The organism is Sporosarcina aquimarina (assembly GCF_033253705.1).
Classification (GTDB): Bacteria; Bacillota; Bacilli; order Bacillales_A; family Planococcaceae; genus Sporosarcina; species Sporosarcina aquimarina.
In genome coordinates this window covers 155,893-169,395 of record NZ_JAUBDH010000007.1, presented here as the reverse complement: position 1 = coordinate 169,395, position 13,503 = coordinate 155,893, and the positions used below count along the sequence as shown (strand labels likewise).

General features: G+C 46.1%; 12 protein-coding genes. 1 reads left to right on the top strand and 11 read right to left on the bottom strand.

Annotated elements, in window-relative coordinates; genetic code table 11:
- Positions 1-41: 41 nt before the first annotated feature.
- The 8 genes from QT716_RS12280 to QT716_RS12245 form a co-directional block, all read right to left on the bottom strand.
- Positions 42-2,021, bottom strand: a complete 1,980-nt coding sequence (locus QT716_RS12280; RefSeq protein WP_317936355.1) for an alpha/beta hydrolase family protein — start codon at positions 2,019-2,021, stop codon at positions 42-44.
- Positions 2,022-2,658: 637 nt separating this feature from the next.
- Entirely contained in the window at positions 2,659-2,811 is a 153-nt protein-coding gene (locus QT716_RS12275) for a hypothetical protein (RefSeq protein ID WP_317936354.1), read from the bottom strand.
- Positions 2,812-2,858: 47 nt separating this feature from the next.
- Positions 2,859-4,412, bottom strand: coding sequence for a fatty acid--CoA ligase family protein (locus tag QT716_RS12270; protein ID WP_317936353.1), 1,554 nt, complete (start codon positions 4,410-4,412; stop codon positions 2,859-2,861).
- Positions 4,413-4,559: 147 nt separating this feature from the next.
- A complete protein-coding gene (locus tag QT716_RS12265) occupies positions 4,560-6,494 on the bottom strand; it encodes an ABC transporter permease (protein ID WP_317936352.1) in 1,935 nt (644 codons plus the stop codon).
- The gene (locus QT716_RS12260; RefSeq protein WP_317936351.1) at positions 6,466-7,245 is read right to left on the bottom strand and encodes an ABC transporter ATP-binding protein; all 780 of its coding nucleotides are present in this window, start codon (positions 7,243-7,245) and stop codon (positions 6,466-6,468) included. The genes QT716_RS12265 and QT716_RS12260 overlap by 29 nt, the downstream gene beginning before the upstream one ends.
- Positions 7,199-8,245 carry a sensor histidine kinase gene (locus QT716_RS12255; protein ID WP_317936350.1) on the bottom strand — a complete coding sequence of 349 codons (1,047 nt, stop codon included), beginning with the start codon at positions 8,243-8,245 and terminating at the stop codon, positions 7,199-7,201. The genes QT716_RS12260 and QT716_RS12255 overlap by 47 nt, the downstream gene beginning before the upstream one ends.
- On the bottom strand, positions 8,242-8,946 hold the full coding sequence (locus QT716_RS12250) for a response regulator transcription factor (protein ID WP_317936349.1): 705 nt from the start codon (positions 8,944-8,946) through the stop codon (positions 8,242-8,244). The genes QT716_RS12255 and QT716_RS12250 overlap by 4 nt, the downstream gene beginning before the upstream one ends.
- 124 nt (positions 8,947-9,070) lie before the next feature.
- Positions 9,071-10,063 (bottom strand): lipoate--protein ligase, encoded by a 993-nt coding sequence (locus QT716_RS12245; protein WP_317936348.1) that lies wholly within the window; start codon positions 10,061-10,063, stop codon positions 9,071-9,073.
- Positions 10,064-10,368: 305 nt separating this feature from the next.
- Here QT716_RS12245 and yhfH point away from each other — a divergent pair, with 305 nt between their 5' ends.
- Positions 10,369-10,491 (top strand): protein YhfH, encoded by a 123-nt coding sequence (gene yhfH / locus QT716_RS12240; RefSeq protein ID WP_317936347.1) that lies wholly within the window; start codon positions 10,369-10,371, stop codon positions 10,489-10,491.
- A gap of 381 nt (positions 10,492-10,872) precedes the next feature.
- On the opposite strand, the gene QT716_RS12235 is transcribed toward yhfH, so the two are convergent.
- The 3 genes from QT716_RS12235 to hemH all read right to left on the bottom strand — a co-directional run bounded on the left by QT716_RS12235 (position 10,873) and on the right by hemH (position 13,492).
- On the bottom strand, positions 10,873-11,025 hold the full coding sequence (locus QT716_RS12235) for a hypothetical protein (RefSeq protein ID WP_317936346.1): 153 nt from the start codon (positions 11,023-11,025) through the stop codon (positions 10,873-10,875).
- Positions 11,026-11,114: 89 nt separating this feature from the next.
- Positions 11,115-12,536, bottom strand: a complete 1,422-nt coding sequence (gene hemY / locus QT716_RS12230) for a protoporphyrinogen oxidase (RefSeq protein WP_317936345.1) — start codon at positions 12,534-12,536, stop codon at positions 11,115-11,117.
- A 26-nt stretch (positions 12,537-12,562) separates the two neighbouring features.
- Positions 12,563-13,492, bottom strand: coding sequence for a ferrochelatase (hemH, locus tag QT716_RS12225; protein WP_317936344.1), 930 nt, complete (start codon positions 13,490-13,492; stop codon positions 12,563-12,565).
- Between the last annotated feature and the right edge of the window lie 11 nt (positions 13,493-13,503).

Below are 13,503 nucleotides of genomic sequence, written 5' to 3'. Positions count from 1 at the left end.
AAACGCCTGCCCCGCAACTCGGGACAGGCGTTTTCCTCATGTCACAAATACTTTTCGAACCAGCTTGTCAATTCGTTCAAACGCGTGATGCGCAAGTTCGGTTTTCCTGTGCGGGACAAGTTGTGATCCGATTCCGGGAACCGGACGAATTCTGTTTCTTTGTGCATGCTCTTGAGAGTGATATAGAGCTGTTCTGCTTGTTCGATTGGACAGCGCAGATCGTCTTCAGAGTGAAGAATGAGCAATGGTGTTTTTACATTCTCTGCATATTTCAACGGCGAATGCTTCCACAGTTTGTCGACATTTGTCATGTCCGCTTTGATTTGCCAATCGCAAAGGTAGTAGCCAACGTCTGACACACCGAAGAAACTAATCCAGTTACTAATTGAACGTTGTGTAATTGCCGCTTTGAACCGGTCCGTGTGACCGACAATCCAGCTCGTCATGAAACCGCCATAACTGCCGCCTGCCACGCCGAGTTTCTCTTTGTCGATCCACGCGTGATTTTCCAGCACATTGTCGAGTGCATCCATAATGTCCTGGTAATCTCCGCCGCCATAATCACCGCGCACTGCGTCGACAAATTCCTGGCTATACCCATGACTGCCGCGGGGGTTGATATATAGAACGCCCCAACCTTGTGCTGCAAGAAGCTGCATTTCATGGAAGAAAGAATTCCCGTACATCGCATGCGGACCGCCGTGAATGTTGACGACAAGCGGGTACTTGCTGCCTTCTTTGTAAGTTGCAGGCTTCATGAGCCATCCGTGGACGTCGAATCCGCCAGCACCTCCGAATTGAATCGTTTCCGGCTGCACGAGAATCGTGTCGTTTACATAGGTTTCATTGAATGAAGTCAACGCTTTCCGCTCGCCCGTTGCGATATCGAGTCGATACAATTCACCAGGGTTCACTGGATTACTAATCGCTGCAAGCGCGAATTGTCCATTTTTCGCAACGTCGTAATCGTAGACATGCTCTGATTCTTGTGAGGCTGGATACAAACTGCCTTCCAGGTCTGCGAAATAGAGTCGCACGTCGCCCATTGTTGTCACTTGGAAATACAAGTAGTTGCCTTCTGTCCAGACAGCATCTGGCGGATTCGGGCCTTGCTGGGTATCTGCAACGACTGCGTCGCCAATTGGCGCATCCAGTCCTTCTGTCAGATTAAGCGTCGTTTGGTTTTCAGTGTCGTAGATGTACAATTCGCTATGTGTTGCGTTTTCGAATGTACGGACGGAACCCGTGTAAGCGATGTAGCGGTCGTCCTCGGAGAACGTTGCGCCTCCAAAGTAGCCTTCTTCATCGACTAGAGTTGTTTCTTCTTTCGTGTCGAGATCGACCAGATGGAGCGGCTGACGGAAATCGAAATCTTTGTTTTCCGCTCGGTTGACACCCATTACTAGTTTTTTACCGCAGTGTGAAATTGCATTCAATGAGTGATGGAATGGTTCGTTTGTGAATGCTGTGATTTCTTCTGTGTCGAGGTCGAGCGTGCCGATTTGCGAATGGTGGTCTTCTTTGATGAATCCCACTCCGTCCATTTTATATTTCATCGTCGTGACACGAAGCGCTTCCGGTTGCTTGTCTTCTTCTTTTTCCTTTTTGTCTGTGAAAGTTTTTCCGTCTTCCAGCGTGCTTGTCAGCCAAATCTTTTTACCGCATGGCGACCACAGGAAACTTGTCACACCAGTTTCGTAATCTGTCAGTTTGCGCGCTTCCCCGCCAGCTGCCTGCATGAGGTAAAGCTGGTTCTTTTCATCCCGTGTCGATAGGAATGCAACTTGACTGCCGTCAGGTGACCATTGCGGCTGCGACACGCGTTCTTTGCCATATGTCCATTGCGTCGATTTTCCTGAGTCCACTTGCAAATGATACAAGTGTGCATGATACGTATTTTCTTTTTCATCAATTTGCGTCACGATGAATACCGCTTCAGTAGCATCTGGAGATAGCACTGGATTTGTGACTGATTGGATGTTCAATATATCCTTCTGTTGCACCGTTTGTTTCGCTGTCATTTCCACATTCCTCCCCTAATGCCATCTATTTCGACACTCGTAAGGTTTTCCCTTTATTTTGGTGGGGGTATCGGGCGGGTTGCACGTGAAAGCGGGCGGGTTCTGTGCGGTAACGAGCAGGTTCCCTGCGCTGTGCGCGTTGTGTGATGGAGGGATGTTCTTCGGCAAATCACAGATTTTTACCGACACAGCGAGTGGGTTCTACGACATTAGCATGTCCTTCTTCATCACAATGGGGCATTTCTCCGACACTACGCGAAGTTTCTCGATAAGTAGACACAATTTAGCATGAGTTAAGAGATTAATTGGTAGCGCTTCGCGCGTTTAGGGCAGAGGGAATGTTTTTCAACAAATCAAAGGGGTTGTCCGACACAGCGGGAGTGTTCCTGGACATTGGTATGTGCTTCTTCATCACAATGGGGCATTTCTGCGACACTACGAGAAGTTTCTCGATAAGTAGACACAATTCAACTTGGTTTTAGGAATTAATTGGTGGCGCTGCACGCGTTGAGGGATGGGCTTGCGGGTTGCTCATGGAAGCGGGCGCCTTTCATGAGTTATCGGGCGAGTTGATCGTAAATGCGGGCGGGTGCCGTCAGCTTGCGGGCGGGTTGCTCAACTTAATGGAGCGGTTAGCCTATGTAATCGAGCGTTCAATAAGGCTAATGGAGCGGTTCGCCCATTCAATTGAGCGGTCAACATACTTAATGGAGCGATTAACCGACGTAATCGAGCGCACAGCTATGGTAATGGAGCGGTTCGCCCGTGTAAACGAGCGGTTAACGACCATAACACATAAAAACAGAGAGCACATGCGCACCCTCTGCTTCAAACAACTTATGCGTTCACTTGCGCCTTCAACGAACGACGGAGAATTTTGCCGGTTGTGTTCTTCGGCAATTCATCCAGAAACTCGATATGCTTCGGGACTTTGTATTTCGCGAGACGCTTCGAACAAAACTCGATGAGCTGCTCTTCCGTTACCGCGCTGCCTTCTTTCACTACGACATACGCGTGCACTGCTTCCCCGAAATCAGGATCCGGCACACCGAGAACCGCGGCTTCTACTAAATCGCGATGTGCAAACAGCACTTCTTCCACTTCACGCGGATAGACGTTATAGCCTCCCACGATGATCAGATCTTTCTTGCGATCGACGATGTAGAAATAACCGTTTTCGTCGACGCGCGCCAAGTCGCCTGTGTATAACCAGCCGTCGCGCAATGTTGCGGCAGTCTCTTCAGGCATTTTATAATAGCCTTTCATGACATTATCGCCTTGGACAATCAGTTCGCCGACTTGTCCAACCGGGACTTCCTCGCCGAGTTCATCCACAACTTTGTTCTTCACATTCAATATCGATGTTCCGATCGAACCTGGTACCCGTTCACGATCTAACGGATTAAAACAGGTCACAGGAGACGCTTCGGACAATCCGTATCCTTCTGAAACTTTCACTTGGAACTTTTCCTCGAAGTTTTCAAGCAATGCCACTGGGAGTGAAGATCCGCCTGAAATTGCCAGTCGAATCGTGGAGAAGTCTTCACGTTTTGCTTCCGGATATTGCACCATGAAGTTGTACATCGTTGGCACACCCGCAAAGATCGTCGCTTTCTGTTCTTTTACCGCTTGGAAAACGTCTCCCGGGCTGAATCTTGGTAATAGAACAATTGTCGCGCCTTTGACGAGTGGTGCATTCACAACAACAGTCAGCGCGAATACGTGAAATACGGGAAGCGTTGCGACAACTCGGTCTTCGGATGAAAACCCGAGATATTCCCCGACGTCACTTGCATTCGAATACAAGTTTTTGTGGGTCAGCATCGCACCTTTAGGCCGGCCTGTCGTACCTGATGTGTATAAAATGATAGCGGTTTCATTTTCATCGACGGCAACTGGTTCCATATCTGGTTTTCCACTTGCAAGTACATGTGTAAATAAGTGCGTCTTTGCTTGTGCTCCTTCAGATAGCTGACTCACTTTTTCACTCGTCTCCCTAGTTGTTTCACACACGATATAGTGTTCGATTGCAGGCAGTTGAACAGACGCCGCTTCCACTAGTGGGATCAGCTGCTCAAGCGCAACGACAACTTTCGCATCGCTGTCATTCAAAATGTACGAGATTTCATCAGGCGAATAGATTGGATTCACAGGAATTGCCGTTGCGCCTAAACGCATCGTTGCGTAAAGTGAAATCAGGAAGTGCGGTGTGTTGCCTAGTAACAATGCGACGTGATCCCCTTTGTTCACGCCTAGATCTTGCAGAGCTGATGCAAACATTGCTACAGACTGGTCGAATTCTGCGTACGAAGTGTCTTTGCCCATAAAGTGATAAGCAGTTTTGCCAGGTTGTGACTTAGCGGTCGCCCGGACTCGGTCTACCAGATTCATAGTTGTACCCCTTTCGTAGTTGAATGAATAGTCATTCATTTTACTCTTCTATTAGTATATAAGAAAAATTTAAATAATTCAATAGCCTTTATTTTTCGATAGTTTGCTTTTGAAATACTTTTCCAGGAAAACAAAAAGACACCGGGATTATTCCGGTGTCCGAATGTGAGACAAGTAGCGCCAGCGAATCAGATAGAAATAGGAGATCTGTAAAATCGCAAACCCGCCTAATACGAGCGTTAACTCTGTCACTATGGATATTTCTGCAAGAGCGTCCCAAATGACTTGAAGCGCCAAAAACGCAAATGCCGTGTGAATGAACGCCACTCCCCACGGGATGAAAAACTGTGGAAGCAATTGTCGGTTGACAATCTTTTTCAGTTCTTTGTCTGTAATTCCCATTCTTCGCAACACGTCGAATTGACGACGGTCACGGTCTAACGTTGTATACAAGCGGAAGTAGACAAAACTTCCCGCAGCAAGAAACAGTACAGCTGCGAGCAAAAGCCCCATAAATAGTAACAAGGAAAATGTCGTCCGGATTATTGAATAATTGAGTCCCGGATTGCCGAATGAAAACAATGTGTTCGTTTCCCCGCCAAGCAAAATGGACTGCAGTTCGTCCTCATGAAGCGCACGGCCGACATCTTTTGTTTCTTGCCAGTTTGCGATATTGAATGCATAATATCGGAATAGTGAAGCCGTCGAACCGTCTTCCCCCATCAATATCCGATCAAAGTCTTCATCCGAAATGACGATAGCATTCGCACCAATCGCGTTTGGCGGAAATAAGCGATACGGATACGCACCTGAAATCGTCACGTCCAGATTGCTCTTTTCCAAAGAAGTTTTCACGGAATGGTCTTTCAACTGTTCGAATGACGACTCGGATTGAGGCAGAAATAAGGCTTCTCCATTCTTCACATTCACCGCATCGTGACCAAACGTGTACCCGAGTGCGTTAATACTCGATAGACGCACAATCGATACGTTTTTGTCTGTAAATGAAGACTTCTGCTGCAGTACACGGAACGGTACAACCGTGTAATCAATGTCTTTTTCATTCAGTTCATCAGTCAGTTCACGAACATGAATTTGTTCAAGCACATTTCCAGGATAACTTTTGTAAACGAGCCCTAAAGGATTGATCTCCCGGTATTGATTGGCAAAAGAAGTGAGCGATGCAAGCAGCCCGACAGACATGAACGCAAGTGTCGACACCATCGTGACGATGAAAAACATGCGCGCATTTTCTTTTAATCGCACAACGCCTTCAGACAGGGACAGCAGCCAAAACGGACGCCAATACAAGCGCTTTCGTGTTCTAAACAACTGAATCATGTAAGGCAATGAGTCGCTGAAGAAGAAGTACGTTCCGAGAACAGCAGCTGCCGGCAGCAAGTAAATGACGCGAATGACATACAAATTGGTCGCGTAAACTGCCATTGTGTAGGTCACGGCCAATAAGACGATTCCCGCTAGTGCGCGCCATTTCGATGTCGAATACGCGTCTTGTTCTGCAGATTCTCCTTGAAGCAAGTCGTACACTTCCCCCGTGCGGATGAACATCGGAGCGACCAGCGATATGATCACGAACACACTTGCAAAGCTGCCGATGGTGAGTGCAAACGGCTGCCACGTGAAATAAAAAGGAAGCGTCGGTACTTGAATCAGCTCTTTCACAATCATAAGAAAGAACTTAGAAAATACGAAGCCAAGAGAAGTTCCCGCCACAATCGCAACACTGCCAATCAGCATTGTCTCCAAAAAAATCAGCCGCTGCAGTTGGTTTCGCGCCATACCGAGCAGCAGCAAAATGCCGAATTCTTTTGTGCGTGCTTGTAAAAAAGCCCGCATGGAGTAAAACAAGAAAAACAATGTGAAGATGAACAGTACAAATTCCGCCATAAGCATACCGCTCGTTGCAATCTCTTCGACGAATCCTTCGTTCATGGCTGGGTGGAACAGCAGCATGGAGTATAAGAAAAACACCATGACGGAAAAGGCACTGGCCATGAAAAACGCTGCGTAAATGCGTCGATTCCGAACAACGTTACGGTAAGCGAACTGACGAAAGGTCATTGACGTTTCCTCCGAGTAACGACAGCACGTTCAAAATTTGTTGGAAAAATGTCCGACGCTGTTCATCTTTGTACAATTCGTTGAAAAACTCACCATCTTTGATGAATAACACCCGATCACAATAACTCGCAGCAAGCGGATCGTGTGTTACCATAATAATCGTCGTGCCCGCGGATTTATTGATTTTCGACAATAATTCCAGCACATCCCGCGCAGATTTCGAATCCAGATTCCCCGTTGGTTCATCCGCCAAGATCAGTTCCGGTTCATGTATCAACGCTCGTCCGACAGCAGTCCTCTGTGCTTGTCCTCCTGATAATTCGTCCGGCCTTCTCGACAAAATATCGTTCAGCGACAACTTATCCGCCAATTCCGCTATTCTCCGTTTCATTTCAGGAACTGCTACGCGATCGAGCGTCAGCGGCAATACTAAATTCTCTTCCACCGTCAGCATTTGCAGGAGGTTGATGGTCTGGAATACGAAACCTAGATGTCGTCTTCTAAAAAGTGCAAGCTCATTCTGATTCAGTGTTTCAGGTTCCACACCATTGACCGCAATCCGGCCGTATGTAGGCAAGTCAATCGTGGAAATTAAGTTGAGCAGCGTTGTCTTTCCGCTTCCAGACGGTCCCATTATGGCGATGAACTCTCCTTCTTCCGCCTCAAAGTCGAGACGATTGAGCGCCCGATGCATCACTTTGCTTTCATAGATTTTCGTCACTTCCGTCAATTCGACGATTTTTCGTGCCATCGTTTTCTACCGCCTCTCCATTTGAGAACAACACGGTCACCGCTGTTCCTTCGTCCACTTTCGACTCAATCGTCATCGTATGCCCAAGTCTTCCGCACACTTCAGATGCAATATATAAGCCCATCCCTGTCGACTCGCCCGTTTTTCGACCATTTTCCCCAGTGAAAAACGCACGCGTCACGCGTTTCAAATCGGTGTCAGGAATTCCAATACCTTCGTCACAAACAGTCAATTGAATACCGTCAGACATATTCTCCGCAGTGACATATACTTTCTTCCCTTTTTCAAACGTATATTTCACAGCATTTGTTATGAATTGGCCAAGAATGATTTTCATCCACTTGCGGTCCGTTGCAACGACAAAGTTTTTATCCACCGTGATCTCAGGAAAAACTCCATTGGTAATAAATAACCGTTTATGCTCTGTAACTACTTGCCGCACAAGCTCTTCCAAAACCACTCGCTCAATTCTCATGTCATCCTCGAAAGTCTCAAGACGCGCATTGACGAGCACAGCATCCAGTCCGTCTTGCAGCCGATCGAGTTCCTCATGAAAACTTTTTCGGTCAATTTCTTCTTCTTGCAGCAGCAAACCCAGTACCGAGATCGGTGTTTTCATCTGATGTACCCACTGATTGATGAAATGCAACTGGCGGTGCTGCGCGGTATCGAGCTTTTGCACATCACTGTGGTACAGCCTGTACATGTTGCGCATATATTGAGCCGTTATGCGATGCTCCGGTGTTTGCGGCCGGCCGATCAGCGCATCCTCCATACGTGTCGGCTTTCGCTCGAGCACTTCATAAAACGACCTTCGGGTAATAAATTTTGCAAGCAAATAACCGCATGTTAACAAAATCCCCATCAAAACCGCATAAATTGCTGTACTCCAATTGCGTGCTCCATCGAGCCAAAAGAGCAGCGTGATGAATAGCAGCAGGATTAGTTGAAACAGTAAAAACGCAGCGTGCTCTCTGATGAATAATTTATATTTGTTCATAATTCCTCAGTCGCTAGTACAAATCGATACCCTGCTCCACGCACGGTGTCAATCGTTGAAATGATGTCGAAATCCGATAACTTTTTACGCACGCGTGCAATATTTACGTTCAACGTGTTTTCATCGACAAATGACTGATCGTCCCATAGTTCTTCAAGAAGTGTTTCCCGCGAGACGACTTTCGGTGCGGCTTCCATTAACAATTCCAAAATAATACATTCCTTTTTTTGCAGCGGTACGATAATTTCCCCCGCCTGCAATTCCATACGTTCTGCATATAACGTCAAGATGCCTGATTTCACAATTCGTTCAGATTGAGCAGGTGCGTATTCACCAAACGATCTGCGCAAATGGCTCCGTATTTTAGCAAGTACAATATCATAATGGAATGGTTTTGTGATAAAATCATCACCGCCATTTTCTAACGCAAACACTTGGTCCATATCCCCCGATCGTGCAGAAATGAATAGGATCGGACAAGTCGTTTGAATCCGTAATTGCCGGCACCAATAATAGCCATCATAGGTTGGCAAGTTGATGTCGAGCAGAATCAGGTGAGGATCGAATGCTAAACATTCATCCGAAATCCGATCGAAATCCTCCGCAACCGCCACATCATACTGGTATTTCCTCAGCGTATCCGCTAGCAGTTCCGCGATTTTACGATCATCCTCAACGATAAAAATACGATGTTTTTCCATAGATCCGCGCCTCCTTCACAAGTACTTCCAGTATACCGCATCTGCCCCTCGCGCGTCTTTACGGACACATGAAAAAACAGGATTCCAGTGCGTCTATTGACGGCCGGAATCCTGCAGATTTGATTTAATAAATAAGATTCACAAATTCTTCTTGGGTAATCCCGCCAAGCAGCTTTGGAATATCCAACGTGCTGACTGCGGCAGTAATCGATTCGCGGTCATATTGACAGCCCACAAGACGTTCTTCAATTTCTGACACACTGCCAATCCCGAAGAAATCACCGAAGATGTGCACCTCGTGGATTGTTCCCTTTTCCACTTGAAGACGGACGTCAATGCTGCCAACTGGGAATCGGTGGGAGTGCTGGACGTTACATTTAGGAGAACGTCCATAATTCCAATCCCAGTTTCCGTAGCGCTCAGCGGATAATTGATGGATGTTTTCCCAGTCTTGCTCCGTCAATTCTTTGTATTCGATGTTCTCTTCGCCATCGAATACAGATTTCAAAATTTCCAATCTGAATTCTTCAATCGACATCGGCTTGTCCATATACTCCGAAATGTTGGTAACACGGCTGCGAATCGATTTGATACCTTTCGACTCGATTTTGTCTTTTTTCACACGAAGCGCATTCACCACTTCTTCGATTTCTGTATCAAACATGAGCGTACCGTGGCTGAACATACGGCCTTGTGTCGCAAATTGAGCATTGCCCGATACTTTTTTGCCATCGACAAGTAGATCATTCCGGCCTAGAAGTTCTGCTTTCACACCCATTTTCGCAAGTGCATCTACAACGGGCTCAGTGAATTTCTTAAAGTTCCGGAATGACTGGCCGTCGTCTTTTGTAATGAAGCTGAAGTTCAAGTTCCCTTTATCATGATACACCGCGCCGCCCCCAGACAGTCGGCGGACAACGTGAATTCCGTTTGCGTCGACATACTCTGTATCAATTTCTTCAACGGTATTTTGGTTTTTACCGATAATGATCGACGGTTCGTTGATATAGAACAGCAAGTAAGAATCTTCGTCCGTGTCCATTGTATTCAACACATACTCTTCGATTGCTAAGTTAATGCGCGGATCGGTAATGCCTTGGTTATCTACAAATTTCATAAAGTTCTCTCCTCCACTTGAATCTAATACAGTCATTCTATCATACCTGGCCTAGGTTGTTAGCACAGGAAGTTCACGCATGCCGTAAAAATGCTCCCGACATTTCTAAGTAAATAGAACCATTTTTCTAAATTATTCAAAAACCGTTGACAAAAACTCATCTGTTATAATACACTATGAATAACAAGTCGAAGTGCTAGTACAAAAGAGCTGAACAGCTCAAATTTTTTTGACCTTGCTGTTGCATAACACTCGCCTACGGAGAATATAGTACTAATACAAAAATCGAATGGAGCGGATGAGATATGATTGAAAATGTAGTGGAATTCTTTAGAAACCTGCCCCCAAAACAGTGTGCAACTTGCGGTGAACAGTTCGAAGAGCAACACGAGTGCTACCAAACCAATTGTCCATCATGCTCAGAATAATGAGCTGCTGTTATAGTCCAGATCGATTGGCTGCCTCAGAACGTCAGTACACACTGACTTCTGCGGCAGTTTTTTTGTTGGCGAGAGTTATTAAGTGGAATTAATTTGTTAAATAAGGCAATTCTCATTGTGACAGTCCGACATACTAGCCTACTAAAAATAAGCGCAGCGCTACCAATTAATTCCTTAAACCTGGTTGAATTGTTCACTTTTTCCGATTAATTCTCCCATGTTGCCGATTCTTCGTACTATAATGCCGATTCACGCCGCCATGGTGCCGATTCCGCTCTCGATAATGCTGATAACCACCCCTATCTTGCCGATTCCCATTGCTCAACCACTAGCCCACTAAAAACAAGCGCAGCGCTACCAATTAATCCCTTAAATCAAGCTGAATTGTTCACTCTTTCCGATTAATTCTCGCATATTGCCGATTCTCCGTGCGATAATACGGATTCCCGCCCCCATTTTTCCGATTCCCCTCTCGATAATGCCGATAACCACCCCTATCTTGCCGATTCCCCATTGCTCCAAGCACTAGCCCACCAGAAACTTGCACAACACAAAAAAATACCACATGCGCCAGTGCAGGCACATGTGGAATCTAACGCATACTATACTTTTCAATTCATCAACCGCTGCATAACGCGATCCGCTGCGGCTTGACCTTGGTCGATACAGTCGGGTAAGCCGACGCCTTCATAGGATGCGCCTGCGAGCTCCACGTTCGGGAATCTAACCCGCAGCTCCTCTTTCGCTTTCGCAATAAGCTGCTTGTGTCCGACTCGGTATTGCGGCCGGTCGTCTTTCCAACGCGTGACGATTGAGAACTCAGGTTTCCCGTTGATTTCAAAGATTTTCCCTAAATCACTCAGAACGATTTGTTCAATCTCATCATCTGGCAAATCGACAATTGCTTCTTCGCCAATACGTCCTACAAATGCGCGCAACAGCACTTTTCCATCGGGAGTTGTTGTCGGCCATTTCCGATTCACCCATGTACAAGCTGTAATTGAATAATCGCCGCTTCGTGAAACGAGGAAACCCGTTCCTTGCTCATTTTGGACAACAGCACTTTCAGGGAAGGCCAGGGCAATGGTCGCGACGGAAGATGTTTTCACCTCTCCAAGCTCCTGCAAAATACCATAAGGTTCGAATAAATGACGTGCAACCGCATGTCCGGTAGTCAAAACGACAGCGTCTGCTTCAATGACCGACCCTTCATTTAACGTCACAAATGTACGATTGCCTTCTGTTTCAATTGCATCTAGGCGAACACCTTTAATGAATTTAACGTCTGACAATTGGGCTTCTAATGCTTCCACAATCGTTTCGAGTCCATTTTTAAATGTATGGAACGCGCCTTCTTTTTTCGCAGCATGTCCTTTGTTAGGCAGCTGTTCTGGTTTCGGACGTGTCTTCTTCATTCCTAAAATAAGACTGCGGTGTTTTTCTTCCACATCAACGAACTGTGGAAATGTCGATTCCATACTCATATTGTCGATATCGCCTGCATAGACGCCGGACAATAGCGGTTCGATCAGATTGTTCACGACTTCATTGCCAAAACGACGGCGGAAAAACTTCCCAAGGGACTGGTCGCCCTTAATCTCAGAACGGGGCAAGAAGAAGTCACCTGCAGCACGTAACTTACCCGTTAATGAAAACAGATTACTTTTGAGAAATGGTCCTACTTCAGTTGGGACACCCATAATGGACCCGCCGGGTATCGGATGCAATTCATCGTTCAACAACACATAAGATTGTCCTGTTGCATTTTTGACAAGCTGATCGTCAATTCCTAATTCTGCTGCAAGACGATCCATGCTTTTTTTGCGTATCAAAAAGGAATCTGGACCGCGTTCAATAATATAGCCGTTGCGACGGACTGTTTGAATTTTACCACCGAGTCGATTCGTGGCTTCCACAAGAATAATATCGATTGGAAGATTCTGCTCACGGATTTGTTTCTGCATATAAAATGCCGCAGAAAGACCCGTGATACCGCCTCCCGCAATGACAATCTTTTTACGCTGTTCGTCCATTTCCTTCACACTTCCTTTTCAAAAACTCACTCGTTTACTTTATCCATTACTGCGTCTGCAACGGCACCAATGAATAATGGATCTGTATTTGGCATTGCCGGGCGGTGATAGTTCGCTCCGATTTCATCACAAACTACTTTACACTCATAGTCATTGTCAAAGAGGACTTCCAAGTGATCCGAAACAAATCCTACTGGTGTGTAGACAAATGATGTATAGCCTTTTTGTTCGTGTAATTCACGTGTTAGATCTTGAACATCCGGCCCAAGCCACGGCTCACCCGTTTGTCCTTCACTTTGCCAGCCTACCGCATAGTTTTTCACGTCAGCTGCTTCCGCAACAAGTTTGGCTGTTTCTTCTAGCTGGTCTGGATACGGATCTCCCGCTTCACGGATTTTTTGCGGCAGTGAGTGTGCAGAAACCACGAGTACAGATTTCTCCCGCTCTTCGTCACTCATTCCGTCAAACGTTTCGCGGATTTTTTCTTCCCAGTACTTCAAGAATTTCGGCTGTTTATACCAGCTTTCAACAGACGTTACAGAAATTCCGTATTTGTCTGCTTCTTCTTTAGCACGTGTATTATATGATTTCACCGAGAATGTTGAGAAGTGCGGTGCCAATACAACAGTGACCGCTTCTTTAATGCCATCATTACTCATCTGCTCAACTGCTTCTTCAATGAATGGTGTAATGTGCTTTAAGCCCACATACAATTTAAATTCAATCTCATCTTGTGACTGGTTTAATGCATCACAGAGAGCCTGCGCTTGCCCGTCTGTGATATGCGCTAGTGGAGAAATTCCGCCGATAGCTTCATAACGATTTTTCAAATCTTCAAGTTGTTCCGGCGCCGGTTTGCGTCCACGGCGGATATGTGTGTAGTAAGGCTCGATGTCTTCTTCCTTATATGGAGTTCCATACGCCATTACTAAAAGTCCCATTGTGCGTTTTGACATGTCTTTCACCT